This window comes from Pseudomonas sp. PB106 (assembly GCF_009764645.1).
GTDB lineage: Bacteria > Pseudomonadota > Gammaproteobacteria > Pseudomonadales > Pseudomonadaceae > Aquipseudomonas.
Genome location: NZ_RWIM01000011.1, coordinates 38526 through 59130, shown reverse-complemented (window position 1 = coordinate 59130; position 20605 = coordinate 38526). Strand labels below are relative to the sequence as shown.

General features: G+C 52.2%; 20 protein-coding genes and 1 tRNA gene. 9 read left to right on the top strand and 12 right to left on the bottom strand.

What is annotated here, in order from left to right; genetic code table 11:
* Nucleotides 1-17: 17 nt before the first annotated feature.
* The gene (locus tag EJA71_RS02105) at nt 18-1301 is read right to left on the bottom strand and encodes an FAD-binding oxidoreductase (RefSeq protein WP_158953890.1); all 1284 of its coding nucleotides are present in this window, start codon (nt 1299-1301) and stop codon (nt 18-20) included.
* 183 nt (nt 1302-1484) lie between these two features.
* On the opposite strand from EJA71_RS02105, the gene EJA71_RS02100 reads away from it, so the two are divergent.
* From EJA71_RS02100 to EJA71_RS02080, 5 genes are all read left to right on the top strand, one after another.
* A tRNA-Val gene (locus tag EJA71_RS02100) sits at nt 1485-1561 on the top strand.
* Nucleotides 1562-2328: 767 nt separating this feature from the next.
* Complete coding sequence (locus tag EJA71_RS02095; protein ID WP_158953888.1) at nt 2329-2583, top strand: hypothetical protein; 255 nt, start codon at nt 2329-2331, stop codon at nt 2581-2583.
* 75 nt (nt 2584-2658) lie between these two features.
* Nucleotides 2659-3729, top strand: coding sequence for a reverse transcriptase family protein (locus tag EJA71_RS02090; RefSeq protein WP_158953886.1), 1071 nt, complete (start codon nt 2659-2661; stop codon nt 3727-3729).
* Between the two features lie 309 nt (nt 3730-4038).
* A complete protein-coding gene (locus EJA71_RS02085; protein WP_158953884.1) occupies nt 4039-4953 on the top strand; it encodes a hypothetical protein in 915 nt (304 codons plus the stop codon).
* Between the two features lie 352 nt (nt 4954-5305).
* Complete coding sequence (locus EJA71_RS02080; protein WP_158953882.1) at nt 5306-6901, top strand: reverse transcriptase domain-containing protein; 1596 nt, start codon at nt 5306-5308, stop codon at nt 6899-6901.
* A 151-nt stretch (nt 6902-7052) separates the two neighbouring features.
* Here the strand turns inward: EJA71_RS02080 and EJA71_RS02075 are convergent, their stop codons facing one another.
* Nucleotides 7053-7607, bottom strand: a complete 555-nt coding sequence (locus EJA71_RS02075) for a tyrosine-type recombinase/integrase (protein ID WP_158953880.1) — start codon at nt 7605-7607, stop codon at nt 7053-7055.
* A 556-nt stretch (nt 7608-8163) separates the two neighbouring features.
* A complete protein-coding gene (locus tag EJA71_RS02070) occupies nt 8164-8394 on the bottom strand; it encodes a helix-turn-helix domain-containing protein (protein ID WP_116657254.1) in 231 nt (76 codons plus the stop codon).
* Between the two features lie 168 nt (nt 8395-8562).
* Here EJA71_RS02070 and EJA71_RS02065 point away from each other — a divergent pair, with 168 nt between their 5' ends.
* Nucleotides 8563-9330 carry an OfxX fusion product gene (locus EJA71_RS02065; protein ID WP_116657255.1) on the top strand — a complete coding sequence of 256 codons (768 nt, stop codon included), beginning with the start codon at nt 8563-8565 and terminating at the stop codon, nt 9328-9330.
* A 127-nt stretch (nt 9331-9457) separates the two neighbouring features.
* Here EJA71_RS02065 and EJA71_RS02060 read toward each other — a convergent pair whose 3' ends face one another.
* The 5 genes from EJA71_RS02060 to EJA71_RS02040 all read right to left on the bottom strand — a co-directional run bounded on the left by EJA71_RS02060 (nt 9458) and on the right by EJA71_RS02040 (nt 14958).
* Entirely contained in the window at nt 9458-10000 is a 543-nt protein-coding gene (locus EJA71_RS02060; protein ID WP_158953878.1) for a hypothetical protein, read from the bottom strand.
* 15 nt (nt 10001-10015) lie between these two features.
* Nucleotides 10016-10393: a hypothetical protein gene (locus tag EJA71_RS02055; protein WP_158953876.1), complete on the bottom strand. Its 378-nt coding sequence runs from the start codon at nt 10391-10393 to the stop codon at nt 10016-10018.
* A gap of 1441 nt (nt 10394-11834) precedes the next feature.
* A complete protein-coding gene (locus EJA71_RS02050; protein ID WP_158953874.1) occupies nt 11835-12671 on the bottom strand; it encodes a helix-turn-helix domain-containing protein in 837 nt (278 codons plus the stop codon).
* A 335-nt stretch (nt 12672-13006) separates the two neighbouring features.
* Entirely contained in the window at nt 13007-13906 is a 900-nt protein-coding gene (locus EJA71_RS02045; protein ID WP_158953872.1) for a phage regulatory protein/antirepressor Ant, read from the bottom strand.
* A 95-nt stretch (nt 13907-14001) separates the two neighbouring features.
* Nucleotides 14002-14958: a site-specific integrase gene (locus EJA71_RS02040; RefSeq protein ID WP_158953870.1), complete on the bottom strand. Its 957-nt coding sequence runs from the start codon at nt 14956-14958 to the stop codon at nt 14002-14004.
* 563 nt (nt 14959-15521) lie between these two features.
* Here EJA71_RS02040 and EJA71_RS02035 point away from each other — a divergent pair.
* On the top strand, nt 15522-15977 hold the full coding sequence (locus tag EJA71_RS02035) for a DUF2214 family protein (protein ID WP_158953868.1): 456 nt from the start codon (nt 15522-15524) through the stop codon (nt 15975-15977).
* 220 nt (nt 15978-16197) lie between these two features.
* Here the strand turns inward: EJA71_RS02035 and csrA are convergent, their stop codons facing one another.
* Complete coding sequence (gene csrA, locus EJA71_RS02030) at nt 16198-16392, bottom strand: carbon storage regulator CsrA (protein WP_003179932.1); 195 nt, start codon at nt 16390-16392, stop codon at nt 16198-16200.
* Between the two features lie 250 nt (nt 16393-16642).
* On the opposite strand from csrA, the gene EJA71_RS02025 reads away from it, so the two are divergent.
* Together EJA71_RS02025 and EJA71_RS02020 are read left to right on the top strand one after the other, a co-directional pair.
* A complete protein-coding gene (locus tag EJA71_RS02025) occupies nt 16643-17011 on the top strand; it encodes an SPOR domain-containing protein (protein ID WP_158953866.1) in 369 nt (122 codons plus the stop codon).
* Between the two features lie 87 nt (nt 17012-17098).
* The gene (locus tag EJA71_RS02020; RefSeq protein ID WP_158953864.1) at nt 17099-18010 is read left to right on the top strand and encodes a siderophore-interacting protein; all 912 of its coding nucleotides are present in this window, start codon (nt 17099-17101) and stop codon (nt 18008-18010) included.
* Between the two features lie 56 nt (nt 18011-18066).
* Here EJA71_RS02020 and EJA71_RS02015 read toward each other — a convergent pair whose 3' ends face one another.
* From EJA71_RS02015 to EJA71_RS02005, 3 genes are all read right to left on the bottom strand, one after another.
* A complete protein-coding gene (locus EJA71_RS02015; protein WP_158953862.1) occupies nt 18067-18756 on the bottom strand; it encodes an endonuclease in 690 nt (229 codons plus the stop codon).
* 4 nt (nt 18757-18760) lie between these two features.
* Nucleotides 18761-19030: a DUF1654 domain-containing protein gene (locus tag EJA71_RS02010; protein ID WP_186622505.1), complete on the bottom strand. Its 270-nt coding sequence runs from the start codon at nt 19028-19030 to the stop codon at nt 18761-18763.
* Between the two features lie 198 nt (nt 19031-19228).
* Nucleotides 19229-20317, bottom strand: coding sequence for an asparaginase (locus EJA71_RS02005; RefSeq protein WP_158953858.1), 1089 nt, complete (start codon nt 20315-20317; stop codon nt 19229-19231).
* Nucleotides 20318-20605 lie beyond the last annotated feature (288 nt).

Genomic DNA, 20605 nt, shown 5'->3' with positions numbered 1-20605 from the left:
CTATCAGCGGCCCTTTTTTACATCCCGAATTTGTCGCGCAAGCCGTAATACCAAGCGCCCAACGCTGCAAACGGTGTTCGCAGCAATTGGCCGCCGGGGAACGGGTAGTGGGGCAAATCGGCAAACGCATCAAAGCGCTCAGCCTGCCCGCGTAACGCCTCAGCCAGCACCTTGCCCGCCAAATGCGTGTACGTCACGCCATGGCCACTGCAACCCTGCGAGTAATAGATGTTGTCACCCAGCCGGCCAACCTGTGGCAAACGCGACAAGGTCAGCAGGAAGTTTCCTGTCCACGCGTAATCAATCTTCACATCCTTGAGTTGCGGAAATGCCTTGAGCATCTTCGGGCGGATGATCGCCTCGATGTTCGCCGGATCCCGCGCGCCATAAACAACGCCGCCGCCGAAGATCAGGCGTTTGTCGCCGGTCAGGCGGTAGTAGTCGAGCAGGTAATTGCAGTCTTCGACGCAGTAATCCTGAGGGAGCAACGCTTTCGCCAATTCATCGCCCAGCGGCTCGGTGGTGATCACTTGCGTGCCGCACGGCATCGATTTGGCTGCAAGTTCCGGAACCAGATTGCCGAGGTAAGCGTTGCCGGCGACGATAATGAACTTGGCCCTGACCTTGCCTTGTGGCGTGTGCACCACCGGATTGGCGCCGCGTTCGATACGCACGGCGGGCGATTGCTCATAGATCGTGCCGCCGAGTGATTCGACAGCAGCCGCTTCGCCGAGCGCCAGGTTCAACGGATGAATGTGTCCGCCGCTCATGTCGAGCATGCCGCCGACGTACTGATCGCAAGCCACGACTTCGCGGATGCGACGTTGATCGAGCAGTTCGAGCTGGGTGTTGCCGAAGCGCTCCCACAAACGCTTCTGCGATTCCAGATGCCCCATCTGCTTGGCGGTCAAAGCGGCAAATACCCCGCCATCCTTCAGATCGCACTGGATGTTGTACTTTGCCACGCGCTCACGAATGATCCGGCCGCCTTCGAACGCCATCTGCCCGAGCAGTTGCGCCTGCTTGGGCCCGACGCTGCGTTCGATCACGTCAATGTCGCGGCTATAGCTGTTAACGATCTGCCCGCCATTGCGCCCCGAAGCGCCGAAACCGACTTTGGCGGCTTCGAGCACCGTCACGCGAAAGCCGTGTTCCAACAGAAATAGAGCCGAGGACAATCCGGTATACCCGGCACCAATCACGCAGACGTCCGTCTCCACATCATCCTGCAAGGCAGGGCGGGGCGGTACGGCATTCGCCGACGCGGCGTAATAGGACTCTGGGTAAGTGGTGTTTGCCATCCTGCAGCCTCTGTTTAATATATTTTACGAGTGCGTCGATCCTACCCGACTTGAAAAACCTCCGCCAGCCGCCGGAAATTCTCCGTCGCAGGCCCGAAATTAAATATTTTGCATATTCATAGGGTTAGGTGAAAAAAAGGTGTTGACACCCCTCCGGAATTCCGTAGAATGCCGCCTCACAGCAGGCACGTAGCTCAGTTGGTTAGAGCACCACCTTGACATGGTGGGGGTCGTTGGTTCGAGTCCAATCGCGCCTACCAAACAAAATCCGCTCTGCTGGGCGGTCTAGAAGGGCTCACCGAAAGGTGGGCCCTTTTTTGTTGTCCTCAGAACGTTCACAAAATATAGGGTTCGTTCACACTGGGCAATGTGAACGCTGTGAACATCAGTTATTGGGTGAAATCTTTACCTTCATCTATACCCCGTTCGAACGAATGATCTGAAAGTTATCTGTATATTTGTACAGTGTTAAGTGTCGACGTGTCGGAAGATGATTTGATTGATGCTGTGTCTTTCAAGCTGGGGCTCCCGTGCTTTCATAAGGCCTTAATGGCACATCGACATAATTGATTGCCAGCCGACTTTTTCAGGGGTATAAAGAATTCGCTGGGCGTACCGTCCAGGTGCTCTTTAAACATGGTCAAATTCTCTGGGCTTGCAGTTGGTGATCGGGTAACCGATCAGCTTTGGTGTTCTTCAAAGCTACCTCTTCGCAACAACTCAGTCCCCTAGGTCGTCCTATGTGTGTGTCCTGTGCTGGGCCGCGCGTAATCGAGACGTTCCGCGTTAGCGCTTGCCTTATGCGTTAGCGTAGTGTTCCTCGTTTGCGTAAAGCTTTACGGTTAGCGCTATCGGCATGTGTTGACGGATGAATTCCTCGGTGACGAAGTTTGCGGCGGCGACGGCTTATCGATATTGATAAATCAATATCAATAAGCAGAACTGTGGTTTGTAGTGGTGTCTTGGTAGTTCCATTCGGCCCGGAATGCTTTGGCGGCGGCAATTTCGCCGGCCAGGAGCTACAACCATGTTGCGTTTTAAGAAAGCGGCTCGTCCTCGGACTATGCTGCAAAAGCACGATAACCGAGACACCCGCGTTACAGTAGATAGTCAGTCCTCCCAAGATAAGAAGGGTAAGGGCGAAAGAAGAAAAGCGCTGCTTAGTGATTTGCGGAGCTTCTTGATTCGTCAATTGCTTATTGAGGCTTGGAAGAACAGACAGGAATACTGGGACTATGTTTGCGAGGCTGTGAACAAAATCCTTGAGGCATTTGGCTCATGACGCAACAAATCACATCATTCGAATTCTGAAGGGTCGATCTATGTATCGGCCCTTCTTCGTTTCAGGGACTGGGATATGGATGCTCCAACTTACCCCTTCAAGCCAATCCATAGTTTGCGGGCATTGGCTCTAGCGCTTGGCGAAAGTGAGCAATTGCTCGAAAGGCTTGCAGTCCGCGCCGATCGAATGTACCGCCATGTACCTCAAGAGAAGAAGGTCAAGCCGGGAAAACCTCCCGAGACGCGAGACACTTACGATGCTCACGAACCGCTCAAGCGGGTTCAGCGAAAAATCGTTGACAGGATACTGTGCAATGCGACTTTTCCCCAATATCTGCACGGTGGCATCAGAGACCGTAAGTCTCCACGAAGCATTCATAGCAATGCGGCCATACACGCAGGGGCAAGATTCGTCATCCTCCAAGACATCAAGAACTTCTACCCGTCCATATCGAAAAGACATGTAGACGCGTTGTTTCGCGGTCTATTTGGATTCGGAGCGGGTGTTTCGGTCTTGTTGTCATCCATATGCACTCGTGAAGGGAGCACGCCCCAAGGGGCTAGTACGAGCGGCTACATCGCCAACTTGGTTTTCTGGGATGTGGAGCCGAAGGTCGTGAACGATCTTCTGGGCCGAGGCTTCCAATACTCTCGATTTGCTGACGACATCACGATCTCTTGTGGTCATGAGCCGTCATCGGATGAACTTACTAATATTATCTCGACAATAACTGGAATGCTTGCTGCCAAAGGATGTCATCAGAAGCGGACAAAGCTCCACATTCGCGTCCGTGGGCAGGGTATTGAAGCCGATGACGCCACGTTTCAGCCGATCACGGTGACGGGGTTGAGCGTCTTTAACAGCTCTCCAGGCCTCACCAAGTTGGAACGCAAGCGTATCCGTTCAGCGGTCAGGGAGTTAGAGGTAATGAGCGAGTCGACATCCGACTGGACTGTCCTTGAACCGAAGTATCATCGTGCGATGGGGCGGGTAGGGAGGCTTCTGGCGTGCGGTCATCCAGATGGGGAGGCATTGAAGGCGCGCTTGAATGTGGCTAAACGGTCATGCCAAATCCCGTTGCTTGAACGGTATCAGCAAGCAATCTCCGAATCTTTGGCTAAAGCGGTTGAAGTGGATGTTGAGTGAGGAGTGCAGCTAGGAGTGATAAGGAAAACGTCGTGGGTGGGCCGTGTGTACTGCGATTTCAGCAAGCGGAAGCCGGCCTTGAATCTCCGCAGGTAACTATACTTTTCAGTTTCGGAGTGCGCTCTTGACTGTGCATTGACTCATAATATTTTATGTGGCAATAAGCTATCACCTGCTTCGTTGCCTAGTAGGCAATTGAACTGACGAACTGAGTGCAAACGCATCGTTTCGGTTGGCCTCTCAGTCGCACGTGGTTAGGAAAATGGTGTTTACCTAGCTAACACAGTCTCCACTAAAGCAAAGGAATGTATGTCGCAGATTTCTATCCCTTACGTCGCTTATCATCCGCTGGAGCCACAGCCAGACTCTGTATCTCCTCTGGATCTCGCTGAGGCCTCTCATCTCCCTCCCGAGCTCTACATTGATGATGAGCATCATGGGCGAATTTACTGCCCGGACTGCGGTGTAATGTGCAGCAGGCGACCTCGCAAAACCCCGAAGAGAAAGGATGGGGTTGATGCTTTCTACTTTCATCTTTCGGGCTTCGATACGGTCGAATGTCCGCATAGGAAGAAAGGGGGGAAAGGTGGTGGGAATGAGGGCTCGAAAGAAAAACGGGCCATTAGCCTTGTGACCTTTGCTGGTTGGAAGAGCTTAGCAAGCGATGACGAGGAGGAAGAGGATGATCTGGAATTTGTCAAGCCTCGACGGAAAGAGGTTCAGAATGGTTCATCAATAACTGGCAGGGGCGGGTTTGAGAATATCTTCGACGCAGATGGAAATCTGCTCAACCCAGGGCGCTTCCGTACTGTTGGAAGACTGGTGCAGTTGGCTCAGATCAGCCTGAACATCGCTATACAATTCGAAAACGAAGATGCAGTTCTGTTGCGGGATCTGATTGTCTCTATCGAAAAGGCCCAGCGAAATATAAGAGCGTATCTGGGTAAAAGCTTTCTTTTCTTTGGTCAGCCGACGTCTATAGTTAGGGGTAAATATAGCAGGGTGTTCTTCAACTATAAGTCTCCAGAGCACGATCTCAGTGGTCACTGTGAATTGGATATTTTTGAGGCTCGTGGTTGGAAGACTTTCGAGAAGGATCGCTATTACCTTTTCTACGGCGCAGTCGAGGGAAATGAAGAGCATTCGATCGTTAGGGTGTTAGAGGCGGGCCAGATAGATCGCGTCCCATCCACTGCTCGAGCATTGTTCGATGGTTTGCGGTGAAGATAGAGTTTGGTGACCAGTTTCAGATCATTCGAGTTAACAGTTATTTGTTCGTACATTGAAGGTTCTTGCTGAGGATGACTAGCACTGCTATAGTGTTGTTGTCCCCGTCCAGGGATTAAAATTGGTTGTTTTAAATGCGACCGTAAGGAACAATGTTACAAGCAACTGCCTCAGCGTTACGCTACATTGACGCCAAGTGGTTAACTGTAAGTGAATAGGGTGAAATATGGACGGGGGCATTTCTTCACTAACGCCTGAAAAACTAACAAGCGACACTGATCCTGAGGAGCTAGCTAGAATACTTGGGACCAGCTATCGGAAGATTAAGTATTTTTATTACGATCAACCGATGTCTGCCTACTATAGATCCTTCAGTATTCCGAAGAAGAGTGGCGGCGTTCGTACTATTTTTGCACCGAGCAATCGCCTTAAAGTTTTACAAGCTAGGCTGAAAGTCCAGCTTTCTAATTTATATTTGCCAAGCCCCTGCGCGAAAGCTTTTTTGAAAGACACATCAATAGTTAGCAATGCTAATGCTCATATACGTAAGAAGTTTGTATTCAATCTTGATCTGAAAGATTTTTTTCCTACGATATCGTTCGCTCGTGTTCGCGGCCTGCTGATATCGAAGCCTTACTGCCTTAAGCCCGAAACTGCCTCTGTTATAGCTCATCTAGCAACTATTAATGGTAACCTTCCACAAGGTGCTCCCTGCTCTCCCGTAATTTCCAATATGATGTGCTCGTCATTGGATCGAGAGCTGCGCGCTCTTGCTATAAAACATCGTGCAAACTATACGAGATACGCCGATGACATCACCTTCTCTTTCTACACGCCGATGGAATATCTTCCTGCTGACATCGTCATCGTAAATGCCGGAACACTAACTTCCCACCATTTAGCTACAGTCGGACCTGAACTTTTGAAGATTATTTCAGGAAAAGGCTTTCAGGTGAATTTCTCGAAAGTCAGACTTCAGCGGCAGGACGAAAAGCAAGTTGTTACCGGCTTGTTGGTCAATAAGAAAGTTAACGTTGAACGACGTTATATTCGGAAGGTTGCTGCGCAGATACACTCTATGATGTGTATTGGTTTGGATGCGGCAAACGCAATTCATAAGGCGAACGATCCAGATGCAAACACTACATTAGAGGGTCATGTGTTCGGTAAGCTTCTATTCATAAAGCAAGTGAAAGGAGTGGATTCGTCAGTCTATAGACGTCTCGCGATGAAATTTAACCAGTTAGATGCCCCTTATAAAGTACCACTGGCCAAGCTGGAGGAGTTTAGTGGTGATGCAGGCCTGAAGCATAACCAACTGAACATACGCAAATGCTGGGTGCTTGAGAATGAAGATTGGGGGACTCAGGCTACCGGCTTTATGCTTGAAAACAACATCATGGTAACCTGTGCACATGCATTCAACTATAAGTTGAATGAAGATAACGACTCTGATGCCGATTACATGTTCGAACACAATGTAACTGAGGTTTGGTTTGAAGAGTGCGTGGCGTATAGGGCAAATGAACGTTCGAAGAAGTACGCGGCTAAAGTTTTATATATGGATAGACATAGGGACGTAGCTATAATTTCTATTGTAGACGCTGACCGGAGGTTTGAGTTCTTTAGATTGGAAGAGAATATACAAGTCGAGGTTGGTGATAGAGTATCTGTTTTCGGATTTCCAAACCAAAAGCCCGGCTCCACTGATGTGTGTCGTTTTTGGGCTGATGTAAATGATCGCTATGTTCGCTCGATGATTCAGTGTGCGAGCATTGACAAAGTTATGTACGCAGGCAATAGCGGCGGGCCGGTGCTTAATCTTAATCAGCATGTTGTTGGCATTGTTCGTCGGGGAGCTGCGGGCGACCCACTGGGCACAAACGAGTTCGTCTGCTCCTCTGAAATTTTCAAGGTATTAGAAGATATGAATAAGGTAGTTTAGATATTATTATTGTCAGCGGGGGGGCGGTGTTAAGAGCCATTCCCGTGCCATCTCGCCGTCAGCGGCTACAAAATTAAAATATCACGGGCATAAGAATGCCGCCCGGAGGCGGCTAATAGTCTCGCTGTAGTGTCATGGAGCTCGCAGACGCTTAAAACACGAACTGGTGGTAAGTGGCGTCAACTTCAGCCTTGGTAATACCGATATACGCCATCGTTACAGCGGGGCTTGAGTGGTTCAGTACCTTGCAAATCAGTTCGATTGACGCCCCGCCGTTGTACATCAGCCAGCCGCGTGTTTTCCGCATCGAGTGAGTGCCAAGTTGCAGACTCATCTCATCACCTACGGCCTTGAAGGCGTTCGCTACGGCGATGCGGCTTACCGCCTTGCCCTTGGCCCGGTTGCTGTCTACTTCGAACAGGTACGTGTGGGTGGGGTGTGCAGCCCTACGGCGCCCTATGATGGCCTTGGCGCTGGTGTTGAGGTCAATGCTGCGCGTCTTGCTGGTCTTGGCTTCCTTGATCACCAGCTCGTTACCTTTCACATCGTCGAAGGTCAGGCTAAGTAGATCGCTGATGCGAAGGGCGGTGTTGACCCCAAACCGCCAGATGTCCGCGTACAGGGAGTTGCCCCTGGCGTTCCTGGTCAGCTTGCGAGAGATGATTTCGGCGTCACCCTCTGTTTTCACCGCTTCTACGATGTTCATCTCTAATTAACACTCCGTCGTTTTATTCGCTGTTGTGTTAATTAGAACATGTCCCTTCAGGTGAAGTCCAGTTTTTTCGCGGGCTGGCTAATTTACACAATACCATTCTGTTAATTAGATCGTTGCTGCGGCTGCACCTGAGCAGACACGTAAGTCCGTTTGTGGTGTGGGTTTTTCGTTGTCCTCCGCCGCCTTGGCCGTGGAGGTGCCCCTTATCCTGACCGTAGCGGTGTCGTCATGGTGTGCAACTACTTCGCAAGTGCCGTGCAGGGCGTTGGGTGTGTAGTGCAGGATGATCCGGCGATGCCGCCCCGCTGTAGTGCAGGTCCGGCGATTGCTGGTGCTGTAATCAGACTGGTGTAAGTAAATCTGCCGTATACGGCGGGAAAATGCGTGTCGAGGAGACTTCGCTTGACCCGAATGTAGCTTGGGCCTTTGAAATAGGGACTTTGGCAGGGGGGGAGTGGTGCTGGGGCTCGGACGGACGCCAGCGAGGGATTAGGTGTTGGTTAGTTCTGATCAGTTACTTGTAAGGCTCCTCGGGAGCTGCCCTGTCTTACATTCCTTCAAACAGATCCGAGATGCTGACGCCCAGAGCATCCGCGAGCACCTTGATGGCATTGATAGAAGGGTTGGCACCACCAGTTTCAATGCGGGACATATACGTCCTTGCGAAGCCGCACTTGTCAGCGAACGCTTCCTGACTCATGTTCATGGCGACACGCAGCTCCCTTATACGGGTGCCGAACTGGTGTTGAAGCGCTGGGGAGGGTAGTGGTGCAGGCATTCCCCAATGCTGGGTCCATGTGCTGTAATCGTGAACACACTAATCGTGACATTCGGGGCCGATCAGTCGGTCTGCCCATTGCCCGTAGGCGCCGCTTGCATAGCGAATTGTCAGTCTGGTGGGGGCTCGGCAAGCCGCATAGGCGAATGAACGCTAAGGAATCGCAGCGTGAGACTGAAGATCAAAGGTGAAATTACTCAAGAGCAGTTGGCAAAGGCCTTGGACGAGGCGGTGAAGGTGCTGGAGTCCCTCCAGCCGGGTGCGAAGTTTTACGGAGCCAACTTGTATCTAACCCCTTACGATACAGACGGGGATTTGCTGACTATCGTGGATGAGCGTCATCATCCACTCGTTCTAGAGATTACCGCTCAGTCCGGAACGATTGCCAAGCCAGCCCTGACTGCAGAAGCTCAGCAACGCCGGGATGCCGTTCGTGAGGCAAAGCGCCAACGCGCGAATCAACTAGCTGAGCGAGATCGCCAGGAGCTTGCTGAGTACAATCGCAAGCGTCAGATTCAAGCTGTCCAGATAACGAAAGCTCAAATAGCGTTCGGTGCCTTAAACGAATTAACGTCAAAGCTGCTGGCGTCGGAACCGCAGGTGCTGGTTGATAGATTCAATGATGCCATCAGGGTAAGTTGGCATAGCCACGAGCCCAAAGAGCCGCACGGTCCACGCAAAGGCGAGTTGAAGCCGTTACCAAAGTTTTCGATTGTCGATGGCAAGCTGTCGTTGTTCGCAGCTTCATGGAAGAGCCCGAGGCTGCTACTCAATCCAATTGGCAATCTGAACTCGAACCTGATTGCACCCGTCTGGACGCACGACGCTTGGTTGGTCGCCGTCGACAGTTTCTTGAGGATCATGAGGGACATGGGCGGCACAATACCGGAAGAAATCTTCGGTGATCACTTGCCTAAGGGGATCGCTGCTGACTGACCGTTCCAATGCGGGCGTGGACTGCGATGGACGCCACTGTTACAAGCCTGTTACATCCGCAACCATTGCTGCTGGCATTAGGTCTTCCTTGAGTCTGACTCGATGTGAGTCTTGAATTGTTCTGGCTTCACGCTGCCACCTCATCGGACTTGGTAGCCTTGGTCTTAGGCGGTTTGCCGTAGGCCTTCAACAGGTCGGCAAGGGCAAACTCTTCCTCGGACACTTGGTGAGCCGCTGCAACCTTGGCTGCTTCCACTGCTGCTTCCCTCGCACGTCGTGTGATGGTGATTTCCATCTGGCGACGCGTCTCTGCAACGTTGCGGGCATAGCGGCTGGCTGCGTATTCAGCCTTGGCCTCATCTGCAACGATAAGAAGGTCATCCTCGATCATTTTCTGTGGCTTTCGTAGATTGACGCTGAGATACAACGGCTGGCTTACGGAAGTTACAACGGTGTAACCGGCGATCATCCATCCTGCCAGCTCGTTCAGAGCTGCGGTTAGAGGCTTCTCACTTACCCAGGCTACGTTTACGCCTAGTTGCGGGTAGGCCAGTGAAGTGCAGTGCCGGAAGTAGGCCGTCTCCTTGTCTTTGGTTAGTTTCTGAAGTTCTTGCTCGGTGTGTTTGAAGAACTCAACGGTGTCGATGCCGTAGTTATACTGTGTTGTCATGTTTGTTCTCGATTACTAACGTGAGCGATGCTGTTTCAGGGCCGCTATAAAGCGTTCCTTTGCGTTAAATTTGCTCGCTGGTGCGTTGGTGTCTTTTGCCTTGTCAGCGGGCTTCTGGGGCTTCTTTGAAGGCTTGTAGGCTGCCTTGACTGGTATCTTGGCGGCGTTAGCTTTTGCCGTTCGTACCCTTACCCGGTGCTCTGATAGGTCACTGATTGTTGCTATAGTTCCTTGGGGAAATACTGCCTCCTCAAGAGCGTTCAAGTAGGTCAATTCATCTTGGGTGGCCTCGATGTAGTCGAACTTGCTGGATGAGGTTGTGGGCAAGTGTAGGTAGTAGGACATGATCGCCCCATTGCTCTTGTCTACTTCGAGCCAGATGTTGTCAGTCATTGCGTTGCTTCCGGTTGTGGTTGGTTGTTGTTGTCAAGCTCTTGTGCGATGTACTGCTCTTCAAGTTGCTTCTGAGTCAGCTTATTGCGTGCCCTCCATTCACGAACTTGACATTGAACTGAGTCAAATCTGGATAAAGAGGAGCGGCTATAAAACTTCCTGCCGCAAGATGTGCAGGTGTGTAGCCGTAATCGGCGCTGTGCCATAGCGGGTTACCTATTGAATGAATGTATGTGTAAGTTCCCGAAGGAATAGAAAGCCCGCTCTCAGGACGAGGCGCGGGTTGGGGTTGCGTGCGTACTTGTTATGAGCAAGTGCGGGATCACTTCGTTGTGAAGTAAGTTGGTTGATTAGTGGTCAGTTTTCGCTGCATCCCCTGACCTGGGCATTACCGTGAAGGCTCGCATCAACCTGTTCGGTGCAGCTTACTTTCCAATGGAAACGATCATCTTGCCCCGGATCGTTAACGGGCCTGTGCATCCAGTTAGTTGAACTGGGCGGTGCAAGCTGGGGGGTATGTGAAGGTTTTGCGGGGAGGGAGTTAAGGTTGCTACTTTTACTCTATGTAGTATACAGCAATATCTCTAGTTGTCAATGCATACATACAATAAAAGTTGCACTATTTTGCGATATGTGAGTGTAATTTAGTTAGCTGTTGTCTTATGTTGCCACCGTTAAGTTGGCGCCGGATTATAACGCATCCGGCAGGGTGCTTACTGCATCTTGGCATGTAACAGTTATCAATCGGTTAATCTTCTTCAGTGACGAAGTGGGGGAGGGGTAAGCCCCATAAGTCTTTGATCCCCATCCCAAGATGTAAGCTGCGACGTATCGTCACGTTATGTCAATTTGAAGGTTAGAGCACTAGAAGATGGTCGTACTGCACCACCTCGTCCTAGCTTAAAGATTTGATATCTTGCCTCACGGCCGATGGGCAATCAGGGGGCAGGGGCAAGAAAGCCCCCGCGCATATATGCTGTGACGTACACGTCACGTGGCAATCATCTAATCAGCTCTTCTCAAGGTTGATAACTCTAGAGATTAGAGAAGGAAGGTTGGTGGGTGAACCACCACCTGTTCTTGATGTTAATTGTGCAGGGTAATTTGTGCACATAGGCACATTCTATCAATCGTGACTAAGTCACCATTATAACTTGCACTGATAATCGTGGCTGGAGCCACAAGTTTCTAAGCAAGGTTAGAAGCAAGAGCGGAAGGGCTGTCTGCCCCATCTCTTCTTTTTAGTCTACAGCGTTGATATCCGTGCCCTAGGCACAAGTTATCCTCTGCTATTTAAACTTCACAGGTTTGATCCTTAATAGAGGTAGTTAATCTCAAAGCTACGCTTTGGCGATCCGTGCCCCATTCCGTCCTCTGGCGGAAGTTGGCACTTGCCTTTGATACATGCGGCCGAATTAGTCCCCCTCTCTTGCAGGGCGGATCAGGCAGCGTGCAGCATCCTCTGTGCAGCGAGCATATCGTCCCGCCACTTTCTGATCGTCTTCGGAGATACACCGGTTTCTCTCTCGATGGCGTTCGTCCCGGCGCCATCAACCAGCATCTGCAACACCAATGGCTTCTTGGGGTGCTGCTGGCGAGGCGGGAAGGCAACAACGTTTGCCATGGGGGCGTTGTACAACAGTTCCTCGTCGTACTCATCGGCGGTCTTGAACTGGGTAAGCGTCCGTAAATCATAGTAGAGCTGGGCTAGCTCTTTAGGGCTGGGGGTGTTCGCCACGTCCCAATCTTGCCACTTGCAAGGCTGCCGATCCGGCTCGATGCTTTCCATCTCGTTGAACAGCGAGCGAGGGCGACTCTTCAGCATCCACGGAATGATCAGCTCAATTGCTTTCACGTAACGCCTCGCGTGCCGCTCTTCAAGTTGCAACAGATCTTGCACGGTATCCGTGGTTACAATTGGAAGAGATTCAAGGATGACTGCCAAGTTGCGGACAGAAAGGGGCATCGACTTACCACCCTGGCCAGCTGGTCGATCATGCCAGTCAAGCCGTGCAACGCCTTCTATGATGTCTAGTGCAAACGCTGGATAACGTTCCCATTCCGTCTTGGCGCCTATAAACCAGTAGAACGGATTCTGGATCCTAGTCGGCTTCCGGCCTACAGCGCCTTTTGCCTGCCGGAGCTTCTTGGATTTCGCAACTGGTGCGTTGTCCTTCAGCCACTTGCTTGCGTTGGCGCCAATGCGTGTGTCCAACTCATTGAGTACTGCTGCGGACAGCAGTTCATCGAAGTTGCTGTTAATGGTGGTCCGTTTCATAGTTGTAGTGTTACCTATATGTTGTTAGTTCATGTGCAAACCCTCTTCATGTTCCGAAAGCAATCAGGTGGAACTGTTGTTCCTAGCAGCAGACAGCACGAAACCCGCTCTGCTCAGCGGCCTAATGGCTTGAACAAACGAGATAATGGTTTATCAGCAGGGGAGGTGTTGCGGTGCCAGCGTCGTTGGCTGGGTGCAGATGATAGTGCCTTGGCTTTTGACGTCAAGATAAAAATCATGGCTACATTGTGGTCGAAATGTCAACTAAGCAGAGCTTTACTCCCCGGAGCAAGCGAGTGCGGCCCTGTATTCAACGGTATCTGGGTGCATAGGTGTTATTCCACTCTGTCTAGCTCTACTCGATTATGTTCTTCGATAAGTTCCCGAATAAAGATCAAACCTTTACCAGTCACCATCGTGCGAGTACCGAGCGTGATCTTGCCGGTGTGCGGGTGCTTATATGGCTCTTCCAGAACAGTGAATCGACCTGCGGTCTTCTGCACCTGGTACGGCAAGTTGTGATCTTTGCCATGTTCGATCAAAACTTTGTGCCTCCGTAGGAAGCGGTACAGTTCGTTGCGACCAGTCTTCAACATGTCAGCTATTTGCTTAACGGTGTGTGAACCTTCAGCTACAGCAACATCGTCGTAGAACTCAACCTTTGGTGCGTCCTCGGTAATCTTCACTTCTTTCACCTTCAGAACTTCGAGTGCCAAGGTTCGACCTTCAAACTCTGACGCCCAAGCACGAGCGGCCTCAGCAGGGTTAGAGAAGTCTGGAAGTGCCGGTACAACTGGTTTGGCTACTTGGGCCTCCAGTTCACGTAGACGAACAACGACAGCGTGACGTAGTGGGATGCTGTACCCCAAAATCAGTGTCTCAGTCAGGTCACGTGTCAGGTTGAAGCATGGCAGCTCTTTCCCATTTCCACCTTTGTAGCAGCCCTGAAAACTCAGGGCTGACAAATTTAGCCCCTCCAGCATCGCCCGAATGTCTACCATCACATTGTCGTGACGCTTCTCTGTCAGCTCAGCAATCTCCTTACTGCTCATCGTCAGAGTGTCACCCTGCACAGTGATTACCTCGAACAGCTCCTTCACCAAGGCTGGGGGAGCTGTTGCAGATTCTGCAACTACTACTTCAACAGTTGGTTTCACGCCGAAGTATCGGCGTACACCCTTCAGCTCCTTGTCAGTCAATCGGTGCCGGATCTTTTCGAAGTCGTGAATTGTCAACTTGTACTCGGAAAACTGCGTGCTGCCGTTGCCGTTGGTGTAGTACGGAAAACAGCCAAAGCGATAGCGCCTTGGCTGTGGAAAAGGCGTGGGGGTTAGTCGATCAGGTGTAGAACGTCCCTGACATTAAGATGTGAGTATCGAGCGACGGATCGAGTATCCCGGTGGCCCGAGACGATCATGATTTGAGCGTTGTTGAATCCCTTCTTGGCAACGTTTGTGATCCTAGTGTGCCTGAGTTGGTGAAGTCGAACGCTACTATCCAAGCCAGCCTTCACGCGTGCCAAGCGTACCGCTTGAGTCACTGCGTGCGGTGTAACCGAAAACACTTGGCCGTTCGGGTGGCGCCCCACAGTGGCCCACAGTTGGGCAAGTTGGAGAATTTCCACAGCTCGGTGAGTTAGAGGAACTGATCGTGTTCCGCTTTTCCCATCAATCACATCGACAATGCGGTCTTTCAAATGCAGGCAGTCTTTTGTCAGCCTCAGAATTTCTGATCGACGCATGGCGGTTTCATATGCCAGTTCGACTATAAGTTTCATCACGGGCGACAGCTTCGCCAGTAGCCGCTCAAGCTCGCTTGCTCGAATCACTTTGTCAGAAGAACGGTCAGGCTTTGGCAGTGCGATATCACTGACAGGGTTGTGGATGTCGATTAATAGGCCCCGTTTGGCGAACCTGTAGAAGCGGGACATGAAAGCAAGCTGCGTCCTGCACGTGGACGGCTTTACCTTCTTCAATCGCATAATTTTGAAATCGTTGATCATCTGTGGGGTGATTTCGTGGATGGGCTGTGTGAAGTGTCTACCCAGATGCTCCACAATTTTCAGTGCATGGTCGTAGCTGCCTTTCCCCTTGAGCATGGTTTCGCAGTAGGTCATGCCCAGCGTATATATAGTGTGATGCTTTCGATCTACCGTTACGGCCTCGACCTGTCTCGCCCATGATTCTGCTTCGGCCTTCGTGCTGAAGGTTTTCGACTGGGGTGGTTTGCCCTTAACCCGTACCTGAGCATTCCAGTTGCCGGATGGGAGTAAGCGGAAATTTGCCATTTTTGACGCCTCATGATGTGAATGGGCGTTCTGAGAAATCCAAGAGCAGCAGGGCTTGGAGCTTGCTCCTAGCAGACCTTGACATGGTGGGGGTCGTTGGTTCGAGTCCAATCGCGCCTACCAAACAAAATCCGCTCTGCTGGGCGGTCTAGAAGGGCTCACCGAAAGGTGGGCCCTTTTTTGTTGTGTTGGATTTTTAAAGCTTTCCCAGCTCTTTATCCTGAGGCGCCCAATCGGCCGCCGAGATCAGCGGAAGCAGATTTTAGCTCAGTGACCGTTCGTCCATAAAAATTGTGCGGATAATGAATGGGTTACAGAATTATTTAACCAGCCGGTTATCGAAAAGACCTTGTTGCAGGTTGTGAATTTCAGTAACATCCGTCCCGCGTTCACCACCACGGTTTATGCATTTTTAAATCCCAAGCTTCCATCAGCTGCTTGGGATTTTTTTTGCCTGCGATTTGGCATTCAAAGCTTTGCCCTTAGACGTCGCGGGCAAATCCATACTTTTTCAACTACTACTGACTGGCCGATTTTCAACTCTTTCCGATGGGGGTGTGTCGATGCTGGGTCATTGGTTTCTTGCAGCTATTCACTTACTCGCTTTTGCCCTGGCCTTCTGGGCAGTGCTGACACGTGGAACAGCGTTCAGCCGGCTCGCCTCCGGTACGGACGAGGCTGGGCGGATTTTGCTGGCCGACAATATCTGGGGCGTCTCTGCGCTGATCTTGTTGGTCACTGGTGGGATGCGTGCCTTCGGCAGCTATGAAAAAGGCATGGACTATTACCTTCATCAGCCACTCTTTCATTTGAAGATGACGCTGTTCGTGCTGATTCTGCTGATAGAGCTTGCGCCGATGATCACGTTGATAAGGTGGCGGATTGCAAAAGCGCGGGGCGCGGTGCTCGATACCGGACGGTCAAAGTTGTTTGCCCGTATCAGTCACGTGGAGGCGTTGCTGCTGGTGCTGATGGTCATCGCTGCCACTGGTATGGCGCGTGGCGTGACATTTGGTTAGGAGAGCGAATTCTCTGTGCTCTATCGGAAACGTCCGACAGTCAGCTCTGGGAATGGCAGGTAGTATCGGGCGGCAATGGAGGGCGATAGCAGTAGCGGAGGAGAGCAGGTGTGTCAGGCGCCGTACCCAGCTGAGTAGGAGCGGTTGGCAAAACGGCGCGTGAATCTTTAGCCAGTCATTGCGCGCGGGCAAACGAACTGGCTACTGACTGCAGTGCGACTCAGGGAGTCTGTGGCTTGTCCGGGGCGGTCAGGCCAGCCTGAATGCGCTGGTAGATTTCTTCCCGGTGCACTGCAACGTTTTTCGGAGCGTTGATGCCGATGCGAACCTGTTGGCCGCTTACGCCCAGAATGGTGATAGTGATGTCATCACCAATGTTTATGCTTTCACCGACTTTGCGGGTGAGTATCAGCATGGTCTTCTCCTTGATTGCTTTGTAGGGCACCTGATTCAGACAGTGCAGAGGTCGGTGGTGCGTATAGATTAGTGCGAAGTCTCACGGTTTGGGTGCCTCTTTCTGACGCGCAGATGCGGCATTAATTCCCAGGGCGTAACTATACAGAGGCTGCAATCATCAATCTCGTTGTTTTGTGCCCATTTTGCGGGGCTCGCGAAGTATTTATGAATGTTAAGATCGTCGCTTTGAGAATTCCGAGGAAAGCGTTGTGCGCAAATTGGTCTGGTTGGTCGCGGCACTGGCATTGGCAGGGTGTGGTGAAGGCAAGAGTGTAGACGAGCAGAAGCCGAAAACGACGGTCACGGCAGCTCAAGCTGTGGCACCTGCTGCGCAGTGGGATCTTGAAGTGCGCGGCGAAACACCTCAGGCGGTCAGTGATCTGAGCGGCTGGTTGATCGAACATGCTTTCGTTCCGACAGTCATCAGAGACAGCAGCGGCAAAACGCGCATTCTGATTGGCCCATTCAACACTCAGGCTGAAGCCGAAGCGCGCAAGGTGCAGGTTGATGCGGCATTGGTGAAGGCTAAAAAGCAGAACGTTGAATCGGTCATCATCGAGCATCCGATCACGCCGTAAACATTCAATTCGGGAGAGCTGCCTAAAGGTAATCAGACGCGATTCGTTCCTAATGGAGTCGCTGCTGAATTCCAAAAGGAGCTCCCCATGGCCTCCGCCAATCCTTACAAATTGTTCGATGTCACCTTGCACCGTAAAACGCAGTTGAGCCCGCACATGATGCGCCTCACTCTGGTGGGGCCGCCGGTTCACGAAATGGCCACGTGGGCTCCGGATCAGCGGGTCAAGCTGTTTTTCCCCGCCGCTGATGGTTCGCAGTCCAGGCTCGCCCAAGAGGACGGTTGGTACGCACGGTTCAAGTCGATGCTTGTGGATCGACGTCCGGCGATGCGCACCTACACCATTCGGCATTTGCGCGCCGAACAGGGCGAGGTGGATATCGATTTTGTTCTGCACGGTGAAACCGGTCCGGCTTCGCGTTGGGCGTTGCGAGCGCAGCCGGGGGAGTCGATGCAGATTCTTGCCCCTGACCATCATTTCTCAGCGGAGCAGGCCGGTGGTTTCGAATGGAAGCCGCCAAAAACGCTCAAGCAATTGCTGTTGGTTGCCGACTCAACCGCGTTGCCGGCAGCAATGGGGATTCTGGACGAGTTGGCAGTTCTCGCCGAACCACCGCAAACGCAGGCATTCTTCGAGGTCGACAGTGCTCAGGACATGCTTGTCATGCCTGACTGGCCTGGCCTGTCGGTGCAATGGCTGATTCGCGATGAAGCGGCTGCAGCGGTTGCCGGTGCATTGATGGTTGATGCCGTGCGGCAAGCGACCTTGCCAGTGCATAGTTCTTGCGAGGGCCAGGCGGTGGAGCTGGCGGAAGTGGATATCGATAAAGACATTCTCTGGGAAGTCGCCGACACCGCGACTGAAGGCTTTTACGGCTGGATCGCGGGGGAAAGTGCGGCAGTCATGAGTCTGCGCAAATATCTGATCAAGGAGTGCGGCATTCCACGCGAGGCGCTCAACCTGATGGGCTACTGGCGTTACAACAAATCTGGCAACTAGACATGAAAAAGGGCCTCGAACATAACGTTCGAGGCCCTTTCGTTTTATGTGGTCAATTAACCGCAGGCTTTCATGTTTACCGGGCCTACAAACTCATTGCCGCGCCCCATCACACACGCCACGCTCTGATTGCGCTGGCGCTCCCAGTCCTGCACGGGATAGGTCTTGTCCCACGCCTCATACAGTTGTCGATCCTGTTTTGACAGGCGCAAACCATATTGCTTGCTCATGTAAAAATAGGTGCGGGCGATCATGCCGCGAATCGAAGGGCGGGGCATGACTTTCTTCGCTTTGAAGTCGACTTGGGTCAAGCACGAACCGTACTGTCCGGATTGCACCGGTAGCCAGCCGTAGCTGAAGTTGCTGCGGTCACCGTTGACCTCGCCAATGCTCGGCACCAGGTTATGCAGGTCTGCTTCGGCTTTCTGGTAAGACGGGTCATAGCGTGTGCAGTTCTTGCGTCCGCCTTCCTGCCAGCATTGACGCTGATGGCCAAACTGCCAGGCCGGCACAATGTGCTCCCACTCGATGCGCGAAGCGCGTTTGGCGTTTTTGCGCGGCACGTAACCACAAGCCTTCAGATCAACCTTGTTGCCGGTGTACTTGCACCCGCAATAAAACTCGGTGGACTGCGGTGCATACAGTTTCCAGGCGACCTTTTTAGCTTCGGTGAAAGTACGGGGCGCGCCAGCCTGGGCACCCATGGCAAAAAACAGCAACAGTAAAGCAACACAGCGGACACTCATTGAATCAATCTTCCTTCGGCACAACCCAAAAAATCTGCACGCCACCGTCGTCGCGGTAAGCGAGAGTGACGTTGTCGTTCTCGTCGATTTCCTCGAGCAGGCGCTCCCATTGATCCATCGGCTCATCCGGCAAACGGAAGATCAGTGCGGCTTTGGCTTTCTGTGCGGTGGGGGAGTTGATGATTTTCTGAACGCGCATGCCCATGCGTTCGTAAGCGTCAGGAGCATCAGGAGAGGTGGCCACGAGGTTATCCTTATTAAGCTGTACGTGCATACAGTATTTAACTGTAAGCATTTTCGCAACTGCTTAAAATTCAAGAAGATCCTCTGACAGCGGTTTTCCGATTTTGGTGTAGGTCGAGTCGAATTTTTTGTAGGAAAAGAGCAGAAGGGTTGTAAGTGGCGCACCACCCGCCAAGCAGGCGGGTGGTGACCTCCGTGCTCGATCGAGAATTGATCGGGCGAGGGTCAATCAGTATTCCCAGAACATCCGTTGCAGCTCTTTGCTGTCATTGGTTTTGGTCAGAGCGACCATTGCCAGGATGCGGGCTTTTTGCGGGTTTAGATCGTGCGCGACAACCCAGTCGTACTTGTCGTCAGGCTGTTCGGCGTTACGCAGCACGAAGCCGCCAGCATTGACGTGGGACGAGCGAATGATCTGCACGCCATCCTTGCGCAGAGCCTGCAGGGTTGGCACCACGCGAGAGGACACCGAACCGTTGCCAGTGCCGGCATGGATAATTGCTTTGGCGCCGGATTGGGCAAGCGCTTTGTAGGCGGTATCGCTCACGTTGCCGTAGGAATAGGCGATTTCTACGTCAGGAAGGCTCTTGATGTTTTTGATGTCGAATTCCGAATCCATGGTGTGACGCTTGGCTGGCAAGCGGAACCAGTAGGATTTGCCCTCAACCACCATGCCCAGTGGGCCCCAGGCACTCTTGAACGCCTCGGTCTTGATGTTGATCATTTTGCTGACATCACGACCGGACTGGATCTCGTCGTTCATGGTGACCAGCACGCCTTTGCCACGTGCTTCTTTGCTGCTCGCCACGGCTACGGCGTTGTACAGGTTGAGCATGCCATCGGCGGACATCGCGGTCCCCGGGCGCATCGAGCCAACAACGATGATCGGCTTGTCAGTCTTCTCGACCAGGTTGAGGAAGTAGGCAGTTTCTTCCAGGGTGTCAGTGCCGTGGGTGATGACGATGCCATCGACGTCTTTGCTGTCAGCCAGTTCCGCGACACGGCGACCCAGTTGCAGCAGGTTCTCGTTGGTGATGCTTTCCGAAGCAATCTGCATGACTTGTTCGCCGCGCACATTGGCCAGTTTGCTCAGCTCGGGAATGCCGGCAATCAATTGCTCTACGCCAACTTTTGCGGCCTGGTAGGTGGCGCTGTTGGCAGCGCTCGCGCCGGCACCGGCAATGGTGCCGCCCGTGGCAAGTACAACCACATTGGCGAGTTTGGTCTGGGTTTCGACTTCTTTTGCCTGAAGGGCGGTGGGCAGGAGCAGGAGAAGGGCCAAAGCGCCCGGAACCAAAGTGTTGAAAGCAGATTTCATTATTTTTCTCTCTAGTAGTGAGACGGTGCTGATGCAGGTTCATCTAGATGCACCCCGGACCGATCTGAATGTCTGGGGTACTTGGGGAGAGCAGGATCTGTACCAGCCGGACTTTGCATGAGAGAAATGTTTAACTTTATGATTTAAATCAATTTTTTATGAGTGCTTGAGTGACGGGACGCACCCTTTATCCGGGTTTCCGAACAATGGCGGCGTCCACGTTCGGTTCACCGAAAAGGACTACAGGTCCTGTCGAACGAATCGGCTTGCCGGATCAGGGCTTTCTGC

What these genes read in the sequence shown, in the direction of transcription:
- EJA71_RS02105 (WP_158953890.1), bottom strand. Translation starts at nt 1,301, where the DNA reads ATGGCAAACACCACTTACCCAGAGTCCTATTACGCCGCGTCGGCGAAT.
- EJA71_RS02095 (WP_158953888.1), top strand. Translation starts at nt 2,329, where the DNA reads ATGTTGCGTTTTAAGAAAGCGGCTCGTCCTCGGACTATGCTGCAAAAG.
- EJA71_RS02090 (WP_158953886.1), top strand. Translation starts at nt 2,659, where the DNA reads ATGGATGCTCCAACTTACCCCTTCAAGCCAATCCATAGTTTGCGGGCA.
- EJA71_RS02085 (WP_158953884.1), top strand. Translation starts at nt 4,039, where the DNA reads ATGTCGCAGATTTCTATCCCTTACGTCGCTTATCATCCGCTGGAGCCA.
- EJA71_RS02080 (WP_158953882.1), top strand. Translation starts at nt 5,306, where the DNA reads ATGTCTGCCTACTATAGATCCTTCAGTATTCCGAAGAAGAGTGGCGGC.
- EJA71_RS02075 (WP_158953880.1), bottom strand. Translation starts at nt 7,607, where the DNA reads ATGAACATCGTAGAAGCGGTGAAAACAGAGGGTGACGCCGAAATCATC.
- EJA71_RS02070 (WP_116657254.1), bottom strand. Translation starts at nt 8,394, where the DNA reads ATGCCTGCACCACTACCCTCCCCAGCGCTTCAACACCAGTTCGGCACC.
- EJA71_RS02060 (WP_158953878.1), bottom strand. Translation starts at nt 10,000, where the DNA reads ATGACAACACAGTATAACTACGGCATCGACACCGTTGAGTTCTTCAAA.
- EJA71_RS02055 (WP_158953876.1), bottom strand. Translation starts at nt 10,393, where the DNA reads ATGACTGACAACATCTGGCTCGAAGTAGACAAGAGCAATGGGGCGATC.
- EJA71_RS02050 (WP_158953874.1), bottom strand. Translation starts at nt 12,671, where the DNA reads ATGAAACGGACCACCATTAACAGCAACTTCGATGAACTGCTGTCCGCA.
- EJA71_RS02040 (WP_158953870.1), bottom strand. Translation starts at nt 14,958, where the DNA reads ATGGCAAATTTCCGCTTACTCCCATCCGGCAACTGGAATGCTCAGGTA.
- EJA71_RS02035 (WP_158953868.1), top strand. Translation starts at nt 15,522, where the DNA reads ATGCTGGGTCATTGGTTTCTTGCAGCTATTCACTTACTCGCTTTTGCC.
- csrA (WP_003179932.1), bottom strand. Translation starts at nt 16,392, where the DNA reads ATGCTGATACTCACCCGCAAAGTCGGTGAAAGCATAAACATTGGTGAT.
- EJA71_RS02020 (WP_158953864.1), top strand. Translation starts at nt 17,099, where the DNA reads ATGGCCTCCGCCAATCCTTACAAATTGTTCGATGTCACCTTGCACCGT.
- EJA71_RS02015 (WP_158953862.1), bottom strand. Translation starts at nt 18,756, where the DNA reads ATGAGTGTCCGCTGTGTTGCTTTACTGTTGCTGTTTTTTGCCATGGGT.
- EJA71_RS02010 (WP_186622505.1), bottom strand. Translation starts at nt 19,030, where the DNA reads ATGCACGTACAGCTTAATAAGGATAACCTCGTGGCCACCTCTCCTGAT.
- EJA71_RS02005 (WP_158953858.1), bottom strand. Translation starts at nt 20,317, where the DNA reads ATGAAATCTGCTTTCAACACTTTGGTTCCGGGCGCTTTGGCCCTTCTC.